The organism is Sphingomonas sp. PAMC 26621 (genome assembly GCF_000251145.1).
In the GTDB taxonomy this organism is placed as follows: domain Bacteria; phylum Pseudomonadota; class Alphaproteobacteria; order Sphingomonadales; family Sphingomonadaceae; genus Sphingomonas.
The window spans coordinates 119,724-144,871 of sequence record NZ_AIDW01000016.1; the positions used below are offsets into that span (position 1 = coordinate 119,724).

Consider the following 25,148-nt stretch of genomic DNA (forward strand, 5'->3'; position numbering starts at 1 on the left):
GGCGTCACGCGGTGTAGAGGTCGCAGGTATTGCGTTTGGCGGTCGGTGCCGGGTTCGTCACCTGCGTGAAGTTGCGTTTGTCGCGAACGATGAAGGTCGCGATCGAGTGCAGCTTTTTTGCGCCGATCAGCCAGGTGCCGGTGACCGGCTGGTAATTGTAGTTGATCTCGACGAACATTACCCCGGAGTCGGTCGGCGCAGAAACCTTGCTGCCAACGTCGCCCATCCCGCCGGTGATCACGCTGCCGGGGTGGCTGGCGGAATTGTCGGGGCTGCCCGAGGAAGCGGTGTTGACGCCGGCGGTGGGATCATAGCTGGCAGCGGAATCGTCCGCGGTCGATGGCGCGTTGTTCTTGATAGTGGTGCGCCCATAGGTCGAATCGAAGCCGGTGCCGGTCTTGAGACCGAGACAGCGCTGCCAGTGGATCCGCTGGACGCCGTTCGACTCCTCGAGGCTGGACAGCGTGATCCGACCATTCGCGGTAAGTTTCAAATCGGTGCCCTGCAGCTTTGCCGCCTGCAGCACGTCGTTGACGTCATACTCGCGCAGATCCTGCTGGGACAGGCCGTTATCCACCCCGACGCGCGACGCGTTGTCCGCCAGCGCCAGCGCGATCTGGCTGAGTTTCAGGTTGGTCAGCGCAAGATTGGAAATCTCGACGCCATAAAGCCCGAGCGCGAGCACGATCGGCATCGATAGCGCGAATTCGAGCAACGCGAGACCGCTGGTATCGCCGCGAAGCCTGGCGAAGGTCGATGCGCGGATCATGGCGTGCACAACACCGCGGGCGCGGTCGCAGGCGAGGACTGGGACTGGTAAGGCTGGTTTTTCAAGGTCGTGCTACCCGTAATTGTCTGGTTGGGTGACCATCCGAGCAACCCCGCCACGGGCAGGAGACGCGGGTAGGTTACCCGCATGGTGTAGACCGTCACATCGCTTGCACCGCCCTGGCCGCTGGCACCGGGGTCGGGCGTGGCGTCCCATTTCGTGTTGCCGTTGACGTCGGAATAACATTCGGTCGGCTGGCGAATGCCGTCATTATTGTTGTCGGAGAACGGCTCGGGACCGGTTTGCGTAAAGCTCGAATAGCTCACTCGCGTCGCGCACCATGTGCCGGCCGCCGGATCGGTCGCGCAGGATTGCGTGGTCGCTCCGATCAGACCGCCCATCACGGTCATCACCTTCTGATCGAGGTCGTTGACCGAGGCACCTTGCAGCGTACTGTCGCGCGCAGCCTTCTGGACGGCGCCGTTCAAGATCGCGCGCGCATAGGTGCCGTACAGCAGGTCGCAGAGCGCCATCATCAGCACGACCATGACCGGCGCGACGAAGGTGAATTCGAGCAGGGTCCCGCCGCGAATGTCGCGGCGGAGCGAAGCCCGGCTCACTTCGTCACACGGAGCATCGCCACCTGCTTGGCGATCTTCTGGAAGGCGGTGTCGAGCGACTTGTTGTCACTGGCGTAATAGGCCTGCCCGTCGGATGCGCAGGTGGTCAGTTCGTTGGTCAGCTGCTGCCCGAAGCCGACCACGAACACCTTGATGTTGCGGGCCTTTGCCGCCGCACATTCGGCGAGGAAACGCTGGTTGTGATAATTGGTGTAGGTCGTCAGGTTTCCCTGATTGCCGTTGGCGACGCGCTTGCGATACGCCTCGATCCCGTAAAGCCCGTAGATGTTGGCGTTCGGCGCCATGTCGCCGTCGGTCATGAAGACGATGTAGCGGTTGGGCGCGTTGCGACCGGGCCATGTCGAGGTATCGTTCTTGAAGATCCCAAGGGGCGAAATCATCCGCGTGCCCCAGATCATCCCGGTGTCGTGATACGTACCACCCTGCGGCACGAAATCGCTCGCGTTGACATAGGCGCTGACCTGCGCGCGGGTCAGCGTATCGAGCCGCTGGACCGGCTTGCCGCACGAGACATAGCCGGACGAGATGTTCTGATAGAGGTTGAGTGCGGTCCAAACACCCGTTTGCGTCGTGCTGTTGCTGTCGCCGCGCGGATTGGTGCTGTTGGTACCTGCCCAGTTCTTGTTGTTGCCATTGTCCAGAACGCTCGAGTCCAGCGACGTCGCCGTCCCACGATAATAGATCACATCCGGCCACATCGGACGCCATTTTGTCGCGGTGGAGCCGTTGGGGATCAAATCGGGGTCGAGATCGGGCGGTAGTTTGGTCTGGTCGAAACTCGTCGCTCCCGTTGTCGTGTCGCGTTCCTCAAGGCAGCCTTGCCACCTGCTGGTCGCTGCGGTGATCTTGGAGGGATCGTCGACGCTGTTGCCCATTACGTAATTGCCGACGTCGAGCTGCGAATAATCGTAGATCCACGCGGGCTTGACCGGCTGCGCGGAGAGCTTGCACGTGCCGAGAGCTGGGCTTCCCGACGTGCTCGTCTGCGTCCAGGACTGGTAGGTATAGGCGGTTGCGGTACCGTCGGTCGCGTATCCAGTCACAGGATCGCGGACGAGCGCTGTGCAGGCCGCAGACGTCATGTTGGGTTTCGAAACGTTCGAGGACGTTCCGTCAGTCATATCGCCCTTCAGGCGGCGCGTGTCGTAGCTCCAGTTCCTCACCATATACAGGGGATAGTTGGTGATGTCGGTAACGGTCGGATCGACCGGCGAGACCTGAGTCACCGCATAGCCGGCGTTGACCGTCGAGGTATAGGTCACGAAGCCGTAGCGGATGTGGGTCGTGTCATCCTTGCTCGCCGCGACGGTGTCGTAGAAGTTGAGCACCGCCGTGCGCACGCCCGACAGCTTCGAGCCGCTGACCTCCTGGGCGTAATACCCCGTCGTACCGTCGGGCCGCGTATAGCTCTTGATCGTCGGGCTGCAGCCCGCGGTCTGCGAGGCGAGGCACGCCATCGACCCGGTGGTATCGAGCACGAACATCACGTCGGTATCGGCGACGTCGAAACGCGCCTCGCACGTTACGGTGAGGGTGACGTCCTTGGTCCCGATGATCTTCGAGACGGTCATCGGTACGGTCGCGGTGGCGGTGGCGGCGACCTGATTGTCGGTGGTCTTGGTCGGCGTGAACGCAACCTTGGTGGTGCCCATGTAGCCGGTTACGGCCGGGATCTTGGTAGGATCGTCCTTGTTGAAATTGTTCGCGAAGAACGCATTTGCCTGCGCCACGGCAGGGTCGTCGAGCGCGGTGTTGTTGGTATAGGCCATCGTCTTGCGCCCGGCGAGCGCGCCCGCGTCGCAGGCTTGCTGGAGCCGGGTCTTGGCGACATAGATGCGCCCCATGTCGACCGTAGATCCGACCAGACCCGTCAGCGGGATCAGGAACATCGCCATCATGGCGAGCGTGTTGCCGCTCGCATCGTGCGCGAGCGTGACCATCAGGCCGCGTGCCGCTACCTCCGTCCTGGGTGCCTGCCCCGTCATGCCGCCAATATCCCCTGCAAGAAAAACACGCGTCTCGGGGTGCGATATGCCGCAGAAGGGGATAATCACGCGTGAGCGAGCATGGTTAAGGAGCGATGACCACGCGCCGCGCGGCATCGCGCGATGAGCGGGCAGGAAGACCCCGAACGGTACCTCGCCTTATCCTACGCGGTACCCGCCGCGCAGCCCGGACTTACCGCGTTGCTCGCGCTCGACGGGACGCTTGGCCAGATCCTGCGGACGACGCGCGAACCGATGGTCGGGCAGATGCGGCTGACCTGGTGGCACGAGGCATTATCCGCGCTCGATCACACCGCGCCGCCGGCGCAGCCGGTGTTGCAGGCGCTCGCGACAGAGGTCGTGTCCCGGGGCGTGTCGGGGGCGGCGCTTGCGGGCATGATCGACGGATGGGAAGTCTTGCTCGACCCCGATCCGCTAACTCGCACAACGCTCGAAGCCTACGCCGCGCACCGCGGCGGGACACTGTTCGCCCAGGCCGGTGTTCTGCTCGGTGCAGGTCCGCGCGATCCGTTGCTGCAGGCAGGGGCGGGGTGGGCGCTCGCCGACCTCGCGCGTCACGTGCGCGACGCCGAAGCTGCCGCGCTACCGCGGATGCTTTCGCAACACGAACTGGACGCGGCGTTCGGGTTGCGCTGGAGCAGGCCGGCGCGCGCGCTCGGCGCCCTCGCCCTCACCGCACGGATGGATTTGGCGATGCTGCAGGACGGCGGTCCGCCAAGCACTTCGCCGCGGCGCGTCGCCCGGCTCGCGTGGCACCGAATCAGCGGACGCTAGGCTTTCCCGGGGCAGCCGAACCCGATATTCCGGGAGCGGGGACATGGGGGGAATCGGAATATGTGGCGCATCATCATCGGTGGGCTCGCCGCGCTTGCGTTGGTCGCGGCGGGCGTCGTGTTGTTCAATCGCAATGCACGGTCGGTCGCGGCGCTGCCGGCGGTGCCGTTGCCGGTCGCGCAGGCGGGGAGCGGTGAAAACCTGCCAGACGTCGCGCCCGCCGCGACCGAGGCGACGCGCGAGGCCAAACGGTTCGCGCGGTATGACAAGGACGAGAACGGTACGGTCGGGCGCGAAGAATATCTCGCGCCACGCCGCAAGGCGTTCGCCAAGCTCGATACCAACCATGACGGCGCCTTGTCGTTCGACGAATGGGCCGCAAAGACCGAAACGAAGTTCGCCGAGGCGGACAAGGACAAGTCGGGCGGAATGACCCCCGCCGAATTCGCCACCACCGCGCCGAAGCGCAAGCCACCGCACATCCATCGCGATTGCCCACCACCCGCCAGCGCCGCCGCGTCGGAGGAGAGTTGACCGGTCGGGCCCGAACGTCCGCGACATCCGAGGGCCGATCCGGGCCTCAGCCCTCCCGTTCGTTAACCGGCTTCGACCGAAACGAACGGGACGGGCGGGTTCAAGCCACCGACAACCACGCGCCGAGTGCCGAGCGTGCGCGGTCGGTGTACATCTTCTTGCGGTCGGCTTTCTTGGTCCGGCCCGGAATCGGGGGGAACAGACCAAAATTGACGTTCATCGGCTGGTACGTATCCGCAACCGCCGCGCCGGTGATGTGATGGAGCAAAGCGCCCAGCGCGGTCGTGACCGGCGGCGGCGTCATCGCGCGCCCGCCCAGTTCGGCGACCGCGAACCGCCCCGCCATCAACCCGACCGCGGCGCTCTCGACATAGCCTTCGCAGCCGGTGATCTGCCCGGCGAAGCGGACGTTCGGGCGGGACTTGAGCCGCAGCGTCGGGTCGAGCAATTCGGGCGAACGGATGAAGGTGTTGCGGTGCAACCCGCCAAGCCGCGCGAATTCCGCGTTCTCCAGCCCCGGGATCGTACGGAACAGGCGGACCTGCTCGGAATGCTTGAGCTTGGTCTGGAAGCCGACGATGTTCCACAGCGTGCCGCTGGCATTGTCCTGCCGCAACTGGACGACCGCATAGGGCCAGCGCCCGGTCCGCGGATCATCGAGCCCGACCGGCTTCATCGGACCATAGCGCAGCGTATCGACCCCGCGCGATGCGGCGACCTCGATCGGCATGCAGCCCTCGAAATAGGGGGTGTTCTGCTCCCATTCCTTGAACTCGGTCTTCTCGCCCTCGATCAAGCCGGTGTGGAAGGCGATATACTGCTCCTGGTTGAGCGCGCAGTTGATGTAGTCCTTGCCCTCTCCCTTGTTCCAGCGTGATTGGAACCACGCGGTGTCCATGTCGATGCTGTCGAAATGGACGATCGGCGCAATCGCATCGAAGAAGGCAAGCGAGTCCGCGCCCGTCGCAGCGCCGATGCTGGACGCGAGGCCCGCAGCGGTCAGCGGGCCGGTTGCGACGATGACGGGGGTGTCGGGGAGCGTGTCGACCCGTTCGCGCACCACCTGGATGTTGGGATGCGCCTCGAGTGCCGCGGTGACGCCGGCCGAAAAGCCGTCGCGGTCGACCGCAAGCGCCGAACCTGCGGGAACCTTGTGAATGTCCGCTTCGCGCAGGATCAGAGATCCCAGCGTCCGCATCTCCTGGTGGATCAGCCCGACCGCGTTGCTGTCGGCATCGTCGGAGCGGAAGCTGTTCGAGCAGACCAGCTCGGCGAGTCCGTCGCTCTGGTGCGCGGGGGTCATTTCGCCGCCACGCTCGGCGGGGGCGCCGCGCATTTCGGACAGGCGGACCGAAAAGCCCGCCTCGGCCAGCTGCCATGCCGCCTCGGACCCGGCGAGACCGCCGCCGATGATGTGGATGTCGTGTGTCATGCGCCGTCCTTTGGGCATCCGCGCCGACTGGTCAACCGCCACGCGGCGATCGCGGTGGGGAAGGCCTGATGTCGATCAAGCAGATAAGATCGGCAACCCGCGAAGCGATTGCAAGGGCCGGACGTTCCGGCATCAGGGCGAAGCATAGCCGCTCGTCTCAACAGGAGATCGAAGATGCGTACTGGCAAAATTCTAGCGATACTGGCGCTCGGTACAATTCCGGCGCTTGCGATCGCAGCGCCCGCAATGACGTCGGCGACCTATGTCATGAAGGCAGGCGCAGGCGATCTTTACGAAAAACAGGCGAGCACGCTCGTGATGACGTCAACCGCCAATCCCAAGCTCAAGAAGTTCGCGAAGGAAATGGTCACCGACCACGCCAACAGCACCGCCGCCGTCAAGGCCGCCGCGATGAAGGCCGGCATGCATCCCGCCGCGCCCAAGCTGACCGCGAAGCAGTCGAGCGATCTCGCCGCGCTGCGCGCCGCAACCGGTACTGCGCGCGACACGCTGTATATCCAGCAGCAGAAGGCGGCGCATCAGGACGCGCTGGCGCTGCATCAGGATGAGTCGTCGACCGGGACCGCCGCTCCGCTGAAGGCGGCCGCGACCAAGATCGTACCCGTCGTCCAGCATCACATCGACATGCTTGTCGCGATGTAAGAGACATCCAGCCCCGGCGGCGGTGCGCGCCGTCGGGGCGGAACGGGATATGATGAAGATTTTCACGATCGGCTACGAAGCCGCCACGATGTCCGACTTCCTCGCCGCGTTGACCCGGGCAGGGGTGACGCGCGTAATCGACGTTCGCGCGCTCCCGCTGTCTCGCCGCCCGGGATTTTCGAAGACGTCGTTGGCCGCGTCGCTCGCGGCGGCGGACATTGATTACGTTCACCTGAAGGCGCTCGGCACGCCGAAGGCAGGGCGCGACGCCGCCAAGAAAGGCGACGTCGCGACGCTCGAGTCGGTCTACGCGCACCAGCTCGAATTGCCTGAGGCGCAGGTACAGGCGGCACGCATGCTCGCGCTCGCCGCCGAGCAGCCGAGCGCGCTGCTATGCTACGAGCGAGACCCGCGGCATTGCCACCGGACGCTGCTGCTCGAGGCGGAAGCGGAGGGGGTCGAGGTCGTCGATCTCTATTGCTGATCCGGTCATCGTTAATTCGTATCGGACCGTCGGTCCGGCCTTGAGGCGTGGCGAGCAGCGCGGTAGGAATACATCAAATGGACCAGGTCTCGCCATGGCGATCCCGGCCAGCAGCAATTTCCAGAGCCAACACCCTTTCGAGGAAGTCGATGCCGTATTCGCGCATGTCCGCCGCGTTGTCGATCGCCCGGGACCGACAGGTCGTGCCACGTCAGTTCGAGCTGAGCTGGGGCGATTTCGAAGACTTCACTGCGAGTACGCACGGCATGCAATCGGTCTCGGGCTATCCGCAGACGTGGAAGTTCGCGGGCGTCCATGTCCGGCGGTCGCTCGACAAATATGCCTCATCCACGCTTATCGTCGATGGCGCTGAATCGCCGCTCGAGCTCAATCAGGCGTCGCGCACGGTCTACCGGTACGTCCCGGGGCACGTGCAGTCCTGAGCGACAGGTGCTGCGGGACGCGCGCCTCCCGGACCGCGAATTCCGCAAGTACCCGTCGAAACAGTCCCCGGTCCTAGCCAGCTACCGGCAGCTTGACCCTGCCATCGGCATCCCGCTCGAGCGGGCCGTACGCGATGACCGTCTCCAGCAGCAGCGGACCGCCATAGAGATGCGGGAAAAGTTGCCCGCCGCGCGACTGCTCCCATTTCAACCCCGCCCCGAACGAGCCGAGATCGACCGCCGCGACATGCAGATCGCCTTGCCCGGCGAAATGCTTGTCGACGGTTTCGGTCAACTGATCGGCGGTCGACAGGTGGACGTAACCGTCCGCCAGATCGACCGGCGCGCCCGCGAACGATCCGTCGGCTTCGAGCGCCGCCATCTGCTCGGCGGTCAGGACCTTGTACGCGGTGAGGGGCAGGTCGCTCATTCGCCATCCTCCGGACCGGCTGCGCTGTCGTCGCTCGTGTTCGCACCGTCGTCGGGGGCGAGCTCGACCTGGGTCAGGTCGCGGACGTCCGCCTCGGCATCGCCTTCCGCTTCCTCGATCCGCGCCGCCGAGACGACATGCTCGTTCTTGCGACGTCGAACAGCCGCACGCCTGCCGAGTTCCGCCCGATCACGCGCATCGAGCCGAGCGTGGTGCGGATCACCTTCGCCTGGTCGGTGACGAGCATCAGCTGGTGCCCCTTGGTCGCGGCGAAGCTCGCGACGACCGGACCGTTGCGCGGGATGTTGTCGATGTTGGTGATACCCTGGCCACCGCGACCGGTGCGGCGATAGTCATAGGCCGAGGACAGCTTGCCGTAACCGTTGGCGCAGACCGTCAGGATGAACTGCTCGCGCTCCATCAATTCCTGATAGCGCCCGGTGTCCATCGTCGGCTCGCCGTCGCGCTCCCCCTTCCAGGGTGCGAAGCGGAGATAATCCTCGCGCTCCTCCGGCGTAGCGCCGACGCGGTGGAGGATCGACAGCGAGATGACCTTGTCGTCGCCCTTGAGCAGCATGCCGCGCACGCCGGTCGAGTTGCGGCTCTGGAACTCGCGGACTTCGTCGGCGGCGAAGCGGATCGCCTTGCCTGCGCGCGTCGCGAGCAGCACGTCGTCATGCTCGCTGAGCAACGCGACGCCGATCAGCCGGTCGTCGGCGTCGATGCCTTCGAACTTCATCGCGATCTTGCCCGCGGTGGGCACGTTGGTGAACGCATCCATCGAGTTGCGCCGCACACTGCCGCCCGCAGTCGCGAACATCACGTGGAGCTTGGCCCATTCGGCCTCGTCCTCCGGCAGCGCCAGCACGGTCGAGATCGTCTCGCCCTCGGCGAGCGGGAGCAGGTTGATCATCGGACGGCCACGGGTGGCGGCGCCACCTTCCGGCAGCTTCCAGACCTTCATCCGGTAGACCTTGCCGAGCGTCGAGAAGAACAGGACCGGGGTGTGGGTGCTCGTCACGAACAGGTTCGTGATTGCGTCCTCATCCTTGGTCGCCATCCCTGCACGACCCTTGCCGCCACGTGCCTGCGCACGGAAGGTGTCGAGCGTGGTGCGCTTGATATAGCCCTGCATCGTCACGGTGACCACCATGTCCTCGCGCTCGATCAGATCCTCATCGTCGATGCCGTCTGCGGCAGCGGCGATCTCGGTCCGACGCGGCGTCGCGAATTCGGCGCGAACCGCGACCAGTTCCTCGCGCATCACCGCGTACAGCTTTGCGCGGTTGCCGAGGATGTCGAGCAGCTCACCGATCGAATCGGCGAGGCCCTGCAGCTCGTTGCCGATCTCGTCACGGCCCAGCGCGGTGAGGCGGTGAAGGCGGAGGTCGAGGATCGCGCGGACCTGCGCTTCGGACAGGCGATAGGTGTCGCCGGTGACTTCGGCTTCGACCGCCTCGACCAGCTTGATATAGGGCGCGATCTCGGCGACCGGCCAATCGCGGTTGAGCAACGCTTCGCGCGCGGCTGCGGGGCTCGACGATCCCCGGATGATCTTGACGACTTCGTCGAGGTTGGTGACCGCGATGACGAGGCCGAGCAACAGATGCGCGCGCTCGCGGGCCTTCGCCAGCTCGAACTTCGAACGCCGGGTGATCACTTCCTCGCGGAAGGTGATGAACGACGTCAGGATGTCGCGCAGGTTGAGCAGCTCGGGGCGGCCGCCGCGGATCGCGAGCATGTTGGCGGGAAAGCTCGACTGCGCGGGCGTGTGCCGCCACAATTGGTTGAGCACCACGTCCGGGGTCGCATCGCGCTTGAGGTCGATGACGATGCGGACGCCTTCGCGGTTCGATTCGTCGCGAATGTCGCTGACGCCCTCGATCCGCTTTTCCTTGGCGGCGTCGGCGATCTTTTCGACTAGCCCGTTCTTGCCGGTCTGGAACGGGATGGCGGTCAGGACGATCGAGCGACGGTCGCCGCGGCCTTCCTCGACCACATAGCGCGAGCGAACGATCACCGAGCCACGCCCAGTCTCATACGCCGAGCGCGCACCGGCTCGGCCGAGGATGATCGCACCGGTCGGGAAATCGGGACCGGGGACGATCTCGATCAGTTCGTCGGTGGTCACTTCGTCGCGCGCGCCGGTCGCAGCATCGATCAGCGCCAGCGTCGCGTCGACGACTTCGCCGAGATTGTGCGGCGGGATGTTGGTCGCCATGCCGACCGCGATGCCGCCCGCGCCGTTGACGAGCAGGTTGGGGAAGCGCGCCGGAAGCACCGCAGGCTCGCGCTCGGATCCGTCATAGTTGGGGACGAAGTCGACCGTGTCCTTGTCGATGTCTTCGAGCAGCGAGCCGGCGACCTTGGCGAGACGCGCCTCGGTGTAGCGCATTGCTGCGGGCGGATCGGGATCCATCGAGCCGAAGTTGCCCTGACCGTCCATCAACGGCACGCGCATCGACCAGTCCTGCGTCATGCGCGCAAGGGCGTCATAAATCGAGCTATCGCCATGGGGGTGGTATTTACCCATCGCATCACCGACGATGCGCGCGCATTTGCGATACGGCCGGTTGTAGACGAACCCGCTTTCGGACGCGGACCACAGGATGCGGCGGTGGACCGGCTTCAGCCCGTCCCGAACGTCAGGCAATGCGCGCGCGACGATCACGCTCATCGCATAGTCGAGGTAGCTCGACTTCATCTCGTCGACGATCGAGATCGGAGCAATATCGGAAGGGTCGGCGAGTACGGTCTCGTCGGTCAATTTTTGGTGCCTTCGGCTGTTTATGTCGGTTCGGTTACGACCTAGCCCAGCGCTCGACTTATGTCACGCGGCACGGTGTCAGAAGCGGGCGTTCACGGTGCGAAAACGCACAAAAAAGGGGGCGTCGGCACGAATGCCGACGCCCCCTCGTCCAGCGTTGGCGTTCAGGCGGTTAGCGGGGCCGAACCCCGACGACGCACGGCCATGCCGATCATGCCGAAACCTGCCAGCAGCATCGCCCACGTCGCTGGTTCGGGCACCGCTGCTGCGACCGCCGAAACGCTGTAGCTGACGGTCGGGACGTCATAATCGTAAAATGCGGTCGGCCCGAACGCGAGCAAGGTCGGCTGCGCGAGCGTGCCGCTGTACAGCGCCGGACCCGCGATGTTCGCGAGCGTGAAGTTGAACGTGTTGAGCGTCATGCCCCCGCCGTCCGCTGCATCATACAGCGCCAGGCTGGCGGTCGACGATCCGTCCGAATAAACGCCGGCAACGTCGAAGATGAAGAATTCCGTTGGAAAGTTGACGTCGGGCCTGGTGTGATCGTCGAGCGAGAAGTGTGCCGAGAAACCGTTCGAACCGGTGATCGCGTAGAACAGCGTCGTCGCTGAAGCGGGGATCGCCGAGACCAACGCGGTGGCGGCAGCCGCCAGCAGTGCAATACGCTTCATGATACGAAATCCCCCGGTTAACGATGTGTTAACCGCAGAGCATCTCGATCGATAAACTACAAGACGTTTACGCTAGATATCATCCCGGTCCGGGAAATACTTACTGTTGAAGCGTAACGCAGTTGTCATCAATACATGCTGTGTCGAGCAAGGCGGCTCGAAACACTGCGCTACGCCTTACCTCAGAAGGGCACTTCCTTGCCTTCGAAATCGAACAGCTTGCCGGTGTCCGGGGCCTTCAGCTCCTCGATGACGTCGAGCAGTTGCAACGCCGCGCGCTCGGCATCGAACAGCCGGCCCGGCTGGACGTTGCCCTGAAACGGTTTGGACAGTGCGGTATCGACCGTGCCCGGGTGGAGCCCCACGACGATCGCCCGGTCGTTGCGCCGCTTTTCCTCGATGGATAGCGTGCGGATTAACTGGTTGAGGGCGGCCTTGGCGGCCCGATAGCCATACCAGCCGCCGAGCTTGTTATCCGAGATGCTTCCGACGCGCGCCGACAGGGCCGCGAAGACGCAACGGCCGGTCTTCGGCATCAACGGGAGGAAGTGCTTCGCGACGATCGCCGGCCCGATTGCGTTTATCGCGAATTGCCGAGCGAGCCAGTCGGGGTCGAGCTCGCGAAGCGCCTTCTCGGGTCCGCGTTCGCCATCGTGAAGCAGGCCGGTCGCGACGATCACCAGCGTGGGAGCAGGGCCCTTCGCAACCTGCACCGCCGCGGCAGCAATGGTCGACTCGTCGAGCAAGTCGATATGCCGGTCGCCCTCGTAAGACCGTGCGAACCCGAGGACGGTGTCGAACGCACCCTCTTCGGTCAGCGCGGCTTCGAGCGCCGCGCCGATGCCGCCCGATGCGCCGATGATGACGGCTGTCGTCATGCCCATGTCCTCATGCCCATGTCCTTATGTCCGCGTAAACCGCCACCAATCGTCGGTGCTCTCCGCCGGATCGAAGCGATAGCCGTCGCTGTCGAACCCCTTCATCGCCTCGATATCGGTGATGCGATGCTCGCACAGCCAGCGCGCAACCATGCCGCGGGCCTTCTTGGCGTGGAAGCTGACGAAGCGCGGGCCGTCCGGCCCGGGCTCGCGGAAATCGACGTCGACCACGCGGACGCCGGCAAGCTTGCCGTCGACCGCACGGAAATATTCCTGGCTTGCCAGGTTGAGCACCACGCCCGACCCCTCGGCGGCCACTTCATCGCGGACCAGTGCCGCAATCCGGTCGCCCCACCAGTCGTACAGCGACGGCTTCCGCGGTGCCCAGCGCGTGCCCATCTCGAGGCGGTAGGGGCGCATCGAGTCGAACGGGCGCAGCAGGCCATAGAGCCCTGACAGCATGCGAACGTGGTCCTGCGCGAAATCGAGCGCGGGTGCGTCGAGCGTCAATGCCTCGAGCCCGGTATAGACGTCCCCCGCGAAGGCGAACAGCGCCGGACGCTCCGGCGCTTCCGGGAAGTCCGCGAACCGATCCGCATTGAGCTTGGCCAGTTTCGGCGAGATGCCCATCAGGTCGGACAGTTTCTTCTGCGTCAGGTGCGCCGCCGCCTTCGCCAGCGTCGCGGCTTCCTCGGCGAAATGCGGCCGCGTTGCGGTGACGGGCGGAAGCGCGCTGTCGTAATCGAGCGTCTTGGCGGGGGAGAGCAGGGCGATCATCGCCGAGCCGGGTAGCCGCGCGCCGACGACACGTCAAAGAGTCTCCCGCCGTCGCGAAGCGGGGGAACCACGGCGGGTTCAAGCGTTGTTCAGCCCGGTGACGGCACCGGCGTCGCTTGACGGTGAAACCGGTGGCGTTAGAGCGGCTCAGGCATTTCCCCCGCAAGGTCGCCCGTTCGAGGCATGAGGAGAGTTCGGCAATGAAGATGGTTTCGAAAATCGCACTGACCGGGGCGCTCGTCGTCTCGATCAACGGTGCAGCTCTGGTTGCGCCCGCATTCGCCAAGAAGAAGGACGAGGCACCCGCCGCGCCGACGATCTCCAAGGAAGTTCGCGACAATTTCGTTGCCGCCAAGGCAGCGCTCGACGCCAACCCGAAGGATCTCGCCAAGGCCGAGGCAAGCGTGACCGCGCTCGATGCCGCTGCCAAGACGGATTACGAGAAGTATATCGGCAGCAGCCTGCGCCTGTCGGTGGTCAACGCACAGAGCACCGGCCTGACCGACGCACAGCGCGCCGCCGCGCTCGCGCCGATGCTCGATGCGCTGATCGCCAACCCGACGACCCCGAAGACCGAAGTCGCGATTCGCACCAATGAGCGCGCTGGCCTGTATTTCACGCAGAAGCAGTACGCTCAGGCCGCCGCCGGCTGGCAGAAGGCCAAGGACCTTGGCTACACCGACGCCGACCTGCTGCTCAACATCGCGCGCGCCAAGGTCGAGTCCGGTGACGTCGACGGCGGCGTCGCCGCGCTCGATCAAGCGGTCAAGGCCGAGGAAGCCGCTGGCCGCGTGCCGCCGGAAGCATGGTACAAGTATGCGTTCACGCGTCTTTACAAGGCTGGCAAGGACGAGGCGGGCGACGCCTGGACCGCAGGCTGGTTGTCGCATTACGGCACCAAGCAGAACTGGCGCGCCGCGATCTACACCTTCGGCTTCCAGGGGCCGAACGCCGCGAAGTACAGCAAGAACCGCGTCGACCTGTTCCGCCTGATGTGGGCGACCAAGAGCCAGGCCGGGCAGACCGAATATCTCCAGTATGCGGATGCGGCGATCAAGGTCGGCCTTCCCAACGAAGCCAAGGTCGTGCTCGACGAGGGCGCGGCATCGAACGTCGTTCCCGCGACCAACGTGCTCGGCAAGGAACTGATGGCGTCGGCCAAGACCGGCATCGCCGGCAGCACCTCGCCCGCGGGCAAGGAAAAGAACGCCCAGGCTGCGCCGAAGGGTGACATCGCAGGCCAGGCGGGCGACGCCTACTTTGGCGCGCGCAATTACGCCAAGGCGGTCGAAATGTATCGTCTCGCCGAGACCAAGGGCGCGACCGACGCGGATCGCAACAGCCTCCACCTCGGCATGGCGCTGGCAATGGCGGGCGACCGTGAGGCCGCCAAGGCAGCCCTCGCCAAGGTCGCAAGCGAGCCGAACAAGTCGATCGCCCGCTTGTGGCAGACCTATGTCGCGGCACCGCCTGCGGCATAAGGCTTTGCCTCACGGTAAAAAAAAGGGCGGCCCGAACGGGCCGCCCTTTTTTGTTGCAGCGGTCAGGCGCCGCGAATCGGGATGCCGGGGAGCGACTTGGCGGTGCGGATCGTCAGCGACGTCTTGACGCTCGCGACGTTCGGCGCGGGTGTCAGCTGGGTCATCAGGATCTCCTGGAACCCCTTGAGATCGCTCGCGACGATCTTGAGGATGAAGTCGATCTCTCCGTTGAGCATATGGCATTCGCGGACCTCCGGGATGGTCGCGACATGCTGTTCGAACGCGGCAAGATCCTGTTCGGCCTGGCTGCGCAGGCTGACCATTGCGAACACCGTGATCGGATAGCCAAGCGTTGCCGGGTCGATCTCGGCATGGTAGCCGCGGATCGCACCGGCTTCCTCGAGCGCACGGACACGCCGCAGGCAGGGGGGAGCGGTCAGCCCGACGCGCTCGGCCAGATCGACATTGGTCATGCGCCCGTCGTCCTGAAGCAACTCCAGGATGCGCCGGTCGATCGAATCAAAGGACATTACGTGAAGCTCCTGGAATCGCCGCGTTTGGCATCGCGCTGTGGAGCGGCCCTATAATATAATTGCCGGAGAACGCAATTGTCCCACATTGTTACGTGGCGAAATCTCCCGTTCCCTGTGGCCGTCCCGCTGAGTAAGGCGGGAGGCGAGGCCAAGAATGCCGCTGTTCCCGAAGGTTCTCCGATTTGCGTTACGACGATAGCCTCGAAACCGTCCTGTCCGCGGACATGTCTTCTCCGATGGGCGCGCAGCTTGCGTGGCGCCAACTGGTCGATCTGGTCGGGCGGGGCCGGGTGGCCGCCAGCGACGCGGTGATCTCGCGCCTCCGGGGATTGCGGGGGACAGTGCCCCCGCCGGTCCGCACCTCGAGCGCGCGTGCGGTGGCCTTTGCGTCGCCCCCGCTCGCGCTGGTCCTGCTGTTTGCGGAGGACGAGATCGCGGTGGCGGCGCCTGTCCTGCGCAGCGTCCATCTGAGTACGGCGGATTGGGCGGAGCTCTTGCCGATCCTGTCGCCAACCGCACGCTCTGTCTTGCGTCACCGGCGCGATCTCGGCCCCGAAGTCGTCGCGATGCTGGAGAGCTTCGGCAGCGTCGATTTCGTGCTCGCCTCGCCGTCACAGGACGACGCCGCTCGGACCGAAGCGCCTGCTCCCCTCGAAGGCACGGCTGCACCGGAGGAGGACGCAACGACCGAGCCGAGCCCAATCGCCGACGACGCCGGATTGCATGCCCCTGCGGCGGCATCTGCCCCTGCTGCGGAACCCGCAACCGGTCCGTTCGAAATCGCCGAGCTGGTCGAACGGATCAACGCGTATCAACGCGACCGTGCCGTCGGGGGTACAGGCGCGAACGCGAGCACCATCGGACAGGCGGAGCGCTTCCGGTTCGAAACCGATTCGGCAGGCGTGATCCGCTGGGTCGAAGGGGTTTCCCGATCGCCGCTGATCGGGGTGACCCTTGCGCGGACCTCGGCGGCGATCAGGTCCGACACGACAGACCCGTTGACGACCAGCGTCGACGGCGCGGTGGTTGGCGCGTTCCGGCAACGCGCCGGGTTTGCCGACCTGCGGCTGTGGGTCGAAGGCCAGTCCGATGCGGCGGGGGGATGGCGGATCAGCGCGGTCCCGGTGTTCGACCGGGCGTCGGGCCGGTTCACAGGATATCGCGGCAGCGCGCGGCGCCCGCGGGTCGATGAAGCCGCGGAGCAAGCCGCAGACGAGCGTGCCGGTGTCGCGGACGCGTTACGGCAACTCGTCCACGAATTGCGGACGCCGACCAATGCGATCGCGGGCTTCGCGGAGATGATCGAGACCGAGTTGTTCGGCCCGGTACCTGCGGTCTATCGCAAGCAGGCCGCCGCGATCCGCAGCCAGACGGCAGGGCTGCTCGGCGCGATCGAGGACATGGACATCGCCGCGCGGATCGAGACGAACGCGCTGCAGCTCTTCGTGGACGACGTCCCTGTCGCGCAATTGCTGGAACGGATCACGGCCGATCTCGCGCCGCTGGCGATCCTGCGCGGCGCTCGTTTTGCGCTGCGCGTCGATCACCCGTCGCTGAGTATTCGCGGAGACGGGCAGGCGGTGGAGCGCCTGATCGGCCGGTTGCTCGCCACGCTGGTCGCGGCGGGGACGGCGGGCGAGCAGATCGGGATCGTTGCCGCCGCGACCGCGACGAAGCAGATCAAATTGACCTTCGACCGCCCGCGCGCGCTTGCCGATTATCCCGAGGATCTGCTGCTGACGATCGATGCGGACACCGATGCCGGCGAGCAGGGTGCGCCGTTGCTCGGCACCGGTTTCGCCCTTCGGCTCGCGCGCAATCTTGCGGCAGAGCTGGGGGGCGGGCTGGCGATCGGGCCCGACAGCTTGACATTGCACCTCCCGGCCACGATCCCTGCGGACGTGGAGCTGATCTCTCACCTTTGATCGTGGCACGACCGATGCCATCCCCGGCGTGACGCCGCGACCGGTCTATCGCCCCGCTGCGCCTGCTCCCGCCGACGCCGTCGTCTGGCCGGAACGTTTCGGAACGCGTTTCGTCGTCTTCGTCGACACCGAGGAAGAGTTCGACTGGCGCGCACCGCTCCGGCGCGACGGGCATGGCGTGTCGGCGATCGCCGCATTGCCCGAAGCGCACCGCCGGTTTGCCGAGCATGGCGTGCCGTTGACGTTGATGGTCGATTACCCGGTCGCGACCGACCCGGGGGCGATCGCCAGTATCCAGCAGGTTCTTGCCGATGGTCGGTCTGCGGTCGGCACGCAACTCCATCCGTGGGTCAATCCGCCGTTCGACGAGGTCGTGAACCCTGCCAACAGCTATGCAGGCAATCTTCCAGAGTCGCTCGAGGCCGCGAAGCTGGACCGGCTGACCAGCGCGATCTCGCGGGCCTTCGGCACGCAACCGCTGGCCTATCGTGCCGGCCGCTACGGGATCGGCCCCAATACGCTGCGGCTGCTCGCCACGCGCGGCTATCGAATCGATAGCTCGATGCGCGCGCGATACTGTTACGCTGCAGACGGCGGCCCCGATTTCGGCGCGATCGGCAATACGGCCTTCCGCACCGGACCCGATCACGCGCTGGTCGAAGTTCCGCTAACGACCGTCCATACCGGCCTGCTGCGTCGCGGTGGCGAGCCGCTGTACCGCGCGGCGGCGAGGATCCCGCGCGGGCGGGGGCTCTTGTCCCGCACCCGCTTGCTCGGCCGAATCGCGCTGACGCCCGAGGACATGACGCTGGACGCCGCGCTCGAAGCGATCGCGGTCGCCCTGGGGGAGGGGCTGCGGCTGCTGACCTTTGCGTTCCACTCGCCCTCGCTGGTCCCGGGGCACACGCCCTACGTTCGCGATGCCGCAGACCTTGCCGCGTTTTATCGCTGGTGGACGGTCGTCCTCGCCGATCTCGCGCGGCGCGGCGTCGCGGCGGCGTCGCTCGACACGGTGATTGCCGCGGCGGGCTTGCCAGCGACCGTGGCACGGCGCTAACGAGCCTTTCGGGGGGCCTGTAGCTCAACTGGTTAGAGCTGGCCGCTCATAACGGCTAGGTTGCGGGTTCAAGTCCTGCCGGGCCCACCATCGATTCTCGCGCACATGACGCGCAGAAAACCCGCTAATTCACTTGCCATCCCCGCCGCACCACGGCAAAGCCGCCCGACAGGCGGCGCTGCGGCGTTGCCGACCGGCCGATGGCGCAAGTGGCTTTGATTGCCTGCGCACGACGGGATCGGGGAGTGGCGCAGTCCGGTAGCGCGCCTGCTTTGGGAGCAGGATGTCGCAGGTTCGAATCCTGTCTCCCCGACCACTTTTTACTCCGGCAAGAAACCGCACTTTCCTGCGGGTTTCGCCACATGGCCGGAGCAAACTGCTACCCCTATGTGCGACAGTCAAGAGTGACACGGTTGTCGTCGGCTTCTGAGTGGCGCCCCGGGTACGCCAGAGTCGGAGACGGCCATCATCACGGGCTCGGCGGTGGACTGCGACAAATCGTCCCCGGCCGTTCCTTAAACTGCATCGAGGGGCAGGGGCCGCGAACCCTTCATCGTTCCGAACTCCAGCGTTGCGTCCTGCGCCGTACAACCTCGTCCGGGAGCGCCCATCCTCCACTTCCGTGCTCACCATGCCCGACGTTCGGAATGCATCGACCCTGTTCAATTCGGAAATCCGCTACCCGGCAGTCCATTACGTCGGACAATGCACCCGATGCCACGAAATCGGGCAATTCCCGGCGCTCCGCGTCGGATAAAAGCGTCCATAAGGAACTGCTCGGACGGATGGCGAACGCCTGCCTCGCAAGGAAGCCGTTGACCATGATGCTGGCGGCAAGACCCAGCGCCAATACTATGAGGAGGGTTGGCCGCGTCCACGATAGGTGTTCGCGGATGGCCCGATAGGCAGCCCGATTCTCTGATGCCTGATCCCGCATACCGCGCTCGGCATGTTCGACCGCGAGAAGCGATCGCGTGACTCTTTCGCTCACTTCTTGACCGAGACTCTCAAACTTTCGTGCCGCGGTGTTGGCGGTCCCGGCAGCGACATAGAGTTTCATCGCCGCTGTATTCGCGTCACGGAGATAGCCGGGGCACGCAGGAGCAGCTCGCAGTCCTCACTCGGTTGGCCTTTGCCGATCTGCTGAAGGATCGTGGCGCCCCTGTGTCGCTCATCCTCGACGATCCGCTCGTCTATTCGGACGACGCCCGGCTCGATGCCATGACGACGCTTCTCGGTGAGGCCTCCGGGCGGATGCAGGTCATCCTCTTCACCTGCCGCGAACGCGCCTTCCGTCATCTCGAGGGGAACCGGATCACGCTTTAGCTGAGGCCGAGCATCTTCCTCAAGTCGACAGTCGTAACTCGGCGATCTGATTTGGGTTCATGTGGCGCCAATGATGGAGCGGCTCATCTATATTTGGGCATGGGAGCGAAGGTCCGCTTCCTTGCGTGCGGTCCTGAGACCGGTCGGTCGTTTAACGGCCAGCCTTGCTCGTTCAACGAGCCATGGTGGCCGAACGCGTGAAATGTCGGCTCGTGTCGGAAGCCGACATTTGGGGGACCGGGCGTAAATGACGGGTTTGTCCCAAGCGCCGTGAAGTTGGCCCCTCGCCGGAGGCGAGGAGCCGATTGGTCAGATCTCGGTATTCTCGGCGAGGGCAAGCGCGTCCTCCACGTCAATCCCGAGATAGCGGACCGTATTCTCGATTTTGCTATGACCGGGAAGGATCTGAACGGCACGAAGGTTGCGGGTCGCCCTGTAGATAATCGATGCTTTCGTCCGCCGAAGTGAGTGCGTGCCATACTCGCTCCGCATCAGACCGACCCCTGTCACCCATTCATCGACGAGTCGGGCGTACTGGCGGGTGCTGAGGTGCCCGCTTTGGTCAACCCGGCTGGGAAAGACATAGTCGTCGACCGTGCCGCCCCGCCGATCGAGCCAGGCCAGCAGGCTAGCCCGAGCATCGGGGAGAAGTTCGAACTGAACCGCCCGACCTGTTTTTCTGCTGCATTACGATTGCGCGTGTTCGGATCTGTCCGCCGCTGACAAGGTCGCGGATCTTCATCTGCACCAAGTCGCAGCCCCGGAGTTTGCTATCGATCGCAAGGTCGAACAGCGCCCGATCTCGCAAGCGGCGGCGCTGATTGAGGTAAGATCGGATCTCCCATATTTGCTTCGGTTTCAGCGCGCGCTTCGCGCCGACGGTCCGTCCGGCGTTCCAGACTTGGCGCTTGGTCGCAGTGGGTTCGGTTTCAGGCATCTCCATGATCATTCTCCGATGGCCAGAGTGGCCGTCCGAAGAACGCTTTGGCGCTTGATAAGCAGGAATGCCCCGAGGCAGCTGCCGACCAGAATGCGTCGTTCGCTGATCGGGCTTTAAACGGCAGCTTCTGCGATAACCAGCCATTCGCATAGCGCGACGCCGTCTGGCAGAAACGCGCCCAAATCGAAACGTTGAGGAGTTTCGAAGCTGAAGCGGACCTCCGTTCACTCAGCGCGGATCGACACGATTGTTTTAAAGCGGAATGGCCGCTTTAAGGCGCCCCATTCGCGTTTCCCGCCGTCCATTCATCTGGCGTGCACGGCGGGGGGCGCCCTCAAATTTCGCCACAAGCTACATCGCCGGCGCCCAAAGGTTTTTTACGTTCGTTAAAGGAGCTATCGAGCTCCAACCAATCTAGAACGGCTTTAGCAGCACCGTGCCGCTGCTCCAACCTCGACGCTGGCGTCCCCTAATTTGTTCATAGGTTCGGCTGCCGGGCGCGACGCGGAACAAGGCGTGAGCGCCAATAGCAACCTCGTCGTCGTCGGCGCGCAGATCGAGTTCGATGGTGCCATCGTCTAGCAGCTCCGCCGTCCCGATATAGTCCGCGTCATGGTCGGCCAGTCGGGTGGCCGGACCGGGCTCCACCGGCAGCGCGATCGAGTTCCAGAACCGGCACAGATCAGGGCACTGGGCGGCGAAGTGGGGATCCGCGCCAAAGTGGCGCGCTGCGGTCTCCGCGTAACTTTCCTCCATGCCCGCAGCGCCGTCCTGGCGCTGATAGTCGGTGAGCGCCGCCAAGTCGCTGGTGCGCGCGGAGAGAAAGTGGGGATTGTGGCTGCGCAGTCGGTTGGCCAAATAGTCGTCCGCGTGCATCGTCTCGTGCAGTACGAGGTTGAAGGAACCGTGCTTCACGCCCGTCGGCGGCACCTGCCGGACGCCGCTCCAAACGACCGTGGCGATCGCGACATTGTGCTCGTCGGGCAGGTAGCAGCCGGGCACGGCACCCCAGTTAACCCCAGGCGGCCAACCGCGCGGTGTCTTCATGAGGAGGTCGGGCCGGTAATCGGTGACGGCCTCCCGGCACGCTAGGACCCGGATGCCGCTATCGTGCAGCTCAATTATCAGGGCCTGTGGGAACAGCGCTAGCTGCACGCGAACCAGATCTGCGTCGCTTTCGTCCGCGCTGGCAACGGGCGATACCATGGTGTGGACAGCGTCGGCGATGCTCATGCGGCGACCCCTCGCGCAAATGGGTTGCCGTAGACGGCGTAGGCAAGCCAAGTGAAATCGTCACCCGTGCGTGCTGCCGCACGCGCCGACTTGACCGCGTCGACCAGCCGATCCCCCTGGTTGAGCCTTTCGTAGAAGGCCTTCGCGAAGTCCTGGGCGAGTGAGTCCGTGACGGACCAGAGCGCGCCCACGAAGGCAGCGGCGCCGCATCCGCTCAACGGCCGAATGAAGGCGTCGGCAAAGCCAGCGACGCCCGCAATGCCCTCGCCCTCCCGCCCAGTCTGGCACGCGTTGAGGAAAACGAGGGGTCGCCTTTCCCCGCTCCCGAAGCAGGCAGAGGCCTTCACCTGGTCCACCGTCAGCGGATCGTCGGCGGGCGGTGGACCGGAAAAGCCTGCCATCAGCAGATATGAGCTGAGCACCGCCTTCTGTTCCGCCAGCCCGTGGCAGGCGAAATGCAGCACGTCGATGTCGCTCGCCTCCGATCGGAGGACATTGGCCACCTCGATGCTGCTCGCCTTGATCGGCTGGATGCCGGGCAGCGCCGCCTCCAGCATGGCCTGCTCCTCCTGCGCGCCGGGCAGATTGCTGCCGGCGCGCACGTAGCGCGGAATGATATAGCGACTGCGCGCTCCGTTCAGTCGGATCGCGCGTCCCGGCTGCGGCACACCTGGCAGCCAGCGTACGAGTCCAAAGTCGCTTAGGAACCGTCGGGAGGGATCCGCAGGAGGCTGAATACCCGGCGGCGGCACCAACGCCATCAGTTCCCACGGGATCAGCGGAACGTCGCCAATTACTTGGATGGCGACGATTTCGTCTCGATGCTCCCACAGCGACCGGCGGATCGAGTCTGGCATCATAGCCTCTGTCCGTATTCTGGCGCTGGCGACGAAGCGGTCCAGCGCCGCCTCGTACTGACCCGCCACGCGAGAGAGGTTCCAGGCGCCCTCAACCTCGCCGAGCACGGATGCGACATAGGCGCTGAGATCGAACCGGGGGTCGAGCATGCGAGTGTCCACAACACCGATGTTGAGCGCGTCGCAAACCAGCTCGAAACGAAGCGCCAGCGCGCCATTCGGCTGCACCGTTTCGTAGATTCGAAGCACCATCGATCTTCGTTCTTCGTCAGCTTCGTCCCCAGTCGGGGGCGCAGCCGCCGCGACGAGCGTCTGGCCGGCGACGAGGGCCTGCGCGTTGGCCGAGACGAAGGTTGGCGCGAGGCTGAAGGACGCGAAGATGTGACCGTTTTGCCGTAGCTGCACCGTCAGCTCCGCAGGACCGACTGCGATCCCGCGGGCGGTGAAGCTAACAGTCTGTTCGATCCGAGGATCGACCTCGCGGTACGCTAGGCCGGAGTTCGCGCCTTCGGTGGCGATGACGTTGCCTGGCAGCGCGATGTTGCGCACAGGGATCAGCACCACCTGCGCCGGCATGCCGGACAGCAACGTAACGCCTTCCGCCGACGCCGCGGCGGTCGCCCCCACCGTTACGTCGATGCGCGTGCCAGAGAGAGTGATGTAGATACGGGCATCTCGATCAATGTCGGGGAACGGCATCATCTCCGCCGCGATAAATCGCTCGACTGAAGACGGCGGTGGGGATGGAGCCGGCACGTCCGGCGCGGCGGCGACGGGCCTCGGCGGCTGCGGAGGAGGAAAGCTCGTTAGGGGGCCGCTCGAAGAGGGCGCGGGCGCCGAGTCGGGCGGTGGTCCCGCAATTGGCGCAAAGCCGCCAGCCTCGATCTCCAGCGACTCCATCTCGATTTCAACGGGCGCGATCGCCCTGGGCTCAAACCGCTCCGGGAGAGGCTCCAGCATCGTCGGACCGCGCCGCACGCCTCCTCCTTTTAGGCCCAGGCGCCCGCTCAGCTCTTCCGCGACGCGCGTCGAACGGAAATAGCTGGTATGCATCACCTCGGCAGTATCGCCGAACGCGAAGCACTCTCCCAGGCGGGCAGTCTGCCGGCCGAGCATTGTCATTGACCCGGTGTCGACCACGCAGTCGTTGGGATCGTTGAAGAGCGCGTCGGTCACCCGATCCAGCACAAAGCTCCCGACTGCGCCAGGCAGCACACCGCCATCGGCCTCATAGCTCGAGGTGATGGCGTGGTAGGCCGCCGATCCGAGCGCCGCCTCCGTCTCGTTGAGTGCCGTCACGAGCGGGCTGCCGGGCTCCATCGCGGCGAGGCCCGGCACGCGCCGGTCGCTGATCGCGACCTCGGAGAACATCTGCACGAACCTGCCAAGAGTGCGGATCGACAGCGTTACGAACGGGCTGAGCTGCGGCGCCCCCGCCAGCGCGGTCGCGTCGCGTTCGGCGGCGACTAGGAGGTTGGTGTAGCTGTCGACCAGCGCCGCCCAGTTCAGCGGCTCAGCAAGGTGTGTGCCGCCATTTGTGCAGCCGACGAGAACCACAGTCCCGACGGCGACATCAAGCCCGCTTGTGGGGAGCAGCTGCTCGGCAAGCGCGCGGAAGACAAGGCCGCCGCGGCTGTAGGCGACTGCATCGATCACGGTGCCGGCTGGCGGATGCAGCGCCGTCAATGTCGCCAGGATGGCCTCGGCGTTTGTAACTGGATCCTCTGCAAGTGTGCGGTGATCGAAACCGAGGACGAGATCGTAGCGTGCCTGCGCGGCATCCAGGAACCTCTTGCCCTCGTCGTGCGCGGCCAGCCCGGCAAAGCTGCCGGCGGTGGATGAGAAGGTGCCATGGACCATCAGCAGGACGCGCCCGCTTCGCCACGCAACCGGTTGCGCGACACCGTTGCGCGGGATCCACGCCGCGGGATTGCTGCCGCCAATCGCCACCGGCCCCGTCGGATTGCCGCCCTCGATTCGCGCGACCGCCGCGTCGATCGTCCGGCTGACCACGAAGCGCAGCACCAAGGTGCGTACTGGATCGATTACCTTCCCTGCCAGCTGATCGAGCACCCCACGCCGGGCGGATGCCGCGTCGGCCGCGCCGCCGCCGTCCAGCGAGAAATGAAGCGTGTCCTGTCGCGGGCCGACCGCGTCACGCCGGTCGAGGGGCGCTGTCTCGCGTGCCAGCGGGCGCAGCCAGCGCAGGGCGCCGTTCGTCGTCTCGATCAGCAGCACGGCGCTCTCGCTGGCCGCCACGGGAAGGGCGATGTCCGATCCCGCCGCCCCGGCTCCGCGCCTTGACGTCGGATCGATCCTGCGGAGGTCGAGGTCCGACACAAGATCGAAGTCCGCGTCGCGCAGCACGTCGATCAGGTCGTCGCCGAGCATGCTTCCATCGTGGCCTGCAACGCTCCGCCGCTCCCGCCCCGGCCCCGGCATTGGCCGGACCTCCACCGACAGACGGCTGGTGTCGACCCAAATCTCGCCAATCAGGCTCGGCATACGGTCCCCTGTTCCCAGAAGG

Annotated in this window: 21 protein-coding genes, 2 tRNA genes and 2 pseudogenes; 11 read left to right on the plus strand and 14 right to left on the minus strand. The window is 65.3% G+C overall.

Annotation, left to right across the window (positions count from 1 at the left end):
- Positions 1 to 4: 4 nt before the first annotated feature.
- From RI03_RS08835 to RI03_RS08845, 3 genes are read right to left on the minus strand one after another with little or no spacing between them, the layout of a single operon-like run.
- On the minus strand, positions 5 to 769 hold the full coding sequence (locus tag RI03_RS08835) for a TadE/TadG family type IV pilus assembly protein (protein ID WP_010216735.1): 765 nt from the start codon (positions 767 to 769) through the stop codon (positions 5 to 7).
- A complete protein-coding gene (locus tag RI03_RS08840) occupies positions 766 to 1,389 on the minus strand; it encodes a TadE/TadG family type IV pilus assembly protein (protein ID WP_010216736.1) in 624 nt (207 codons plus the stop codon). The genes RI03_RS08835 and RI03_RS08840 overlap by 4 nt, the downstream gene beginning before the upstream one ends.
- Complete coding sequence (locus tag RI03_RS08845; protein ID WP_051007260.1) at positions 1,386 to 3,395, minus strand: TadE/TadG family type IV pilus assembly protein; 2,010 nt, start codon at positions 3,393 to 3,395, stop codon at positions 1,386 to 1,388. Before RI03_RS08845 ends, RI03_RS08840 begins: the two co-directional genes overlap by 4 nt.
- 123 nt (positions 3,396 to 3,518) lie before the next feature.
- On the opposite strand from RI03_RS08845, the gene RI03_RS08850 reads away from it, so the two are divergent.
- Together RI03_RS08850 and RI03_RS08855 are read left to right on the plus strand one after the other, a co-directional pair.
- Complete coding sequence (locus RI03_RS08850; RefSeq protein WP_010216739.1) at positions 3,519 to 4,190, plus strand: squalene/phytoene synthase family protein; 672 nt, start codon at positions 3,519 to 3,521, stop codon at positions 4,188 to 4,190.
- Positions 4,191 to 4,250: 60 nt separating this feature from the next.
- Positions 4,251 to 4,724, plus strand: a complete 474-nt coding sequence (locus tag RI03_RS08855; RefSeq protein WP_010216741.1) for an EF-hand domain-containing protein — start codon at positions 4,251 to 4,253, stop codon at positions 4,722 to 4,724.
- A 100-nt stretch (positions 4,725 to 4,824) separates the two neighbouring features.
- Here the strand turns inward: RI03_RS08855 and trmFO are convergent, their stop codons facing one another.
- Positions 4,825 to 6,156, minus strand: a complete 1,332-nt coding sequence (gene trmFO / locus RI03_RS08860; RefSeq protein WP_026046576.1) for a methylenetetrahydrofolate--tRNA-(uracil(54)-C(5))-methyltransferase (FADH(2)-oxidizing) TrmFO — start codon at positions 6,154 to 6,156, stop codon at positions 4,825 to 4,827.
- Between the two features lie 174 nt (positions 6,157 to 6,330).
- Between trmFO and RI03_RS08865 the strand changes: the two genes are divergently transcribed.
- The 3 genes from RI03_RS08865 to RI03_RS08875 all read left to right on the plus strand — a co-directional run bounded on the left by RI03_RS08865 (position 6,331) and on the right by RI03_RS08875 (position 7,746).
- On the plus strand, positions 6,331 to 6,819 hold the full coding sequence (locus RI03_RS08865) for a DUF4142 domain-containing protein (RefSeq protein WP_051007261.1): 489 nt from the start codon (positions 6,331 to 6,333) through the stop codon (positions 6,817 to 6,819).
- Between the two features lie 52 nt (positions 6,820 to 6,871).
- A complete protein-coding gene (locus RI03_RS08870; RefSeq protein WP_026046578.1) occupies positions 6,872 to 7,303 on the plus strand; it encodes a DUF488 domain-containing protein in 432 nt (143 codons plus the stop codon).
- 149 nt (positions 7,304 to 7,452) lie between these two features.
- On the plus strand, positions 7,453 to 7,746 hold the full coding sequence (locus RI03_RS08875) for a hypothetical protein (RefSeq protein WP_010216747.1): 294 nt from the start codon (positions 7,453 to 7,455) through the stop codon (positions 7,744 to 7,746).
- A 73-nt stretch (positions 7,747 to 7,819) separates the two neighbouring features.
- Here RI03_RS08875 and RI03_RS08880 read toward each other — a convergent pair whose 3' ends face one another.
- The 5 genes and pseudogenes from RI03_RS08880 to yaaA all read right to left on the minus strand — a co-directional run bounded on the left by RI03_RS08880 (position 7,820) and on the right by yaaA (position 13,269).
- Positions 7,820 to 8,176, minus strand: coding sequence for a DUF952 domain-containing protein (locus RI03_RS08880; RefSeq protein ID WP_010216748.1), 357 nt, complete (start codon positions 8,174 to 8,176; stop codon positions 7,820 to 7,822).
- Positions 8,173 to 10,943: pseudogene (gene gyrA / locus RI03_RS08885) on the minus strand (DNA gyrase subunit A). Before gyrA ends, RI03_RS08880 begins: the two are co-directional and overlap by 4 nt.
- A gap of 164 nt (positions 10,944 to 11,107) precedes the next feature.
- Positions 11,108 to 11,614 carry a PEPxxWA-CTERM sorting domain-containing protein gene (locus RI03_RS08890; RefSeq protein WP_010216751.1) on the minus strand — a complete coding sequence of 169 codons (507 nt, stop codon included), beginning with the start codon at positions 11,612 to 11,614 and terminating at the stop codon, positions 11,108 to 11,110.
- A gap of 182 nt (positions 11,615 to 11,796) precedes the next feature.
- Positions 11,797 to 12,498 (minus strand): SDR family NAD(P)-dependent oxidoreductase, encoded by a 702-nt coding sequence (locus RI03_RS08895; RefSeq protein ID WP_010216753.1) that lies wholly within the window; start codon positions 12,496 to 12,498, stop codon positions 11,797 to 11,799.
- An 18-nt stretch (positions 12,499 to 12,516) separates the two neighbouring features.
- On the minus strand, positions 12,517 to 13,269 hold the full coding sequence (yaaA, locus tag RI03_RS08900) for a peroxide stress protein YaaA (protein WP_010216755.1): 753 nt from the start codon (positions 13,267 to 13,269) through the stop codon (positions 12,517 to 12,519).
- Positions 13,270 to 13,469: 200 nt separating this feature from the next.
- Between yaaA and RI03_RS08905 the strand changes: the two genes are divergently transcribed.
- On the plus strand, positions 13,470 to 14,750 hold the full coding sequence (locus RI03_RS08905) for a hypothetical protein (protein ID WP_010163633.1): 1,281 nt from the start codon (positions 13,470 to 13,472) through the stop codon (positions 14,748 to 14,750).
- 62 nt (positions 14,751 to 14,812) lie between these two features.
- Here RI03_RS08905 and RI03_RS08910 read toward each other — a convergent pair whose 3' ends face one another.
- Entirely contained in the window at positions 14,813 to 15,280 is a 468-nt protein-coding gene (locus tag RI03_RS08910; protein WP_010216756.1) for an Lrp/AsnC family transcriptional regulator, read from the minus strand.
- Between the two features lie 185 nt (positions 15,281 to 15,465).
- Between RI03_RS08910 and RI03_RS08915 the strand changes: the two genes are divergently transcribed.
- From RI03_RS08915 to RI03_RS08930, 4 genes are all read left to right on the plus strand, one after another.
- Positions 15,466 to 17,208, plus strand: coding sequence for a histidine kinase dimerization/phospho-acceptor domain-containing protein (locus RI03_RS08915; RefSeq protein WP_026046579.1), 1,743 nt, complete (start codon positions 15,466 to 15,468; stop codon positions 17,206 to 17,208).
- Between the two features lie 28 nt (positions 17,209 to 17,236).
- Complete coding sequence (locus RI03_RS08920) at positions 17,237 to 18,265, plus strand: polysaccharide deacetylase family protein (protein ID WP_010216759.1); 1,029 nt, start codon at positions 17,237 to 17,239, stop codon at positions 18,263 to 18,265.
- A 13-nt stretch (positions 18,266 to 18,278) separates the two neighbouring features.
- Positions 18,279 to 18,355, plus strand: a tRNA-Ile gene (locus RI03_RS08925).
- A 149-nt stretch (positions 18,356 to 18,504) separates the two neighbouring features.
- Positions 18,505 to 18,581 (plus strand) — tRNA-Pro (locus tag RI03_RS08930).
- 234 nt (positions 18,582 to 18,815) lie between these two features.
- On the opposite strand, the gene RI03_RS24045 is transcribed toward RI03_RS08930, so the two are convergent.
- The gene (locus tag RI03_RS24045) at positions 18,816 to 19,325 is read right to left on the minus strand and encodes a hypothetical protein (protein ID WP_026046580.1); all 510 of its coding nucleotides are present in this window, start codon (positions 19,323 to 19,325) and stop codon (positions 18,816 to 18,818) included.
- Between the two features lie 104 nt (positions 19,326 to 19,429).
- On the opposite strand from RI03_RS24045, the gene RI03_RS22665 reads away from it, so the two are divergent.
- Positions 19,430 to 19,591 carry a hypothetical protein gene (locus tag RI03_RS22665; protein ID WP_238542328.1) on the plus strand — a complete coding sequence of 54 codons (162 nt, stop codon included), beginning with the start codon at positions 19,430 to 19,432 and terminating at the stop codon, positions 19,589 to 19,591.
- A gap of 309 nt (positions 19,592 to 19,900) precedes the next feature.
- Here the strand turns inward: RI03_RS22665 and RI03_RS08940 are convergent.
- The 3 genes and pseudogenes from RI03_RS08940 to RI03_RS08950 form a co-directional block, all read right to left on the minus strand.
- Positions 19,901 to 20,534: pseudogene (locus RI03_RS08940) on the minus strand (tyrosine-type recombinase/integrase).
- A 411-nt stretch (positions 20,535 to 20,945) separates the two neighbouring features.
- Positions 20,946 to 21,764, minus strand: coding sequence for a hypothetical protein (locus RI03_RS08945; RefSeq protein ID WP_010216764.1), 819 nt, complete (start codon positions 21,762 to 21,764; stop codon positions 20,946 to 20,948).
- Positions 21,761 to 25,126 carry a CHAT domain-containing protein gene (locus RI03_RS08950; RefSeq protein ID WP_026046581.1) on the minus strand — a complete coding sequence of 1,122 codons (3,366 nt, stop codon included), beginning with the start codon at positions 25,124 to 25,126 and terminating at the stop codon, positions 21,761 to 21,763. The genes RI03_RS08945 and RI03_RS08950 overlap by 4 nt, the downstream gene beginning before the upstream one ends.
- Between the last annotated feature and the right edge of the window lie 22 nt (positions 25,127 to 25,148).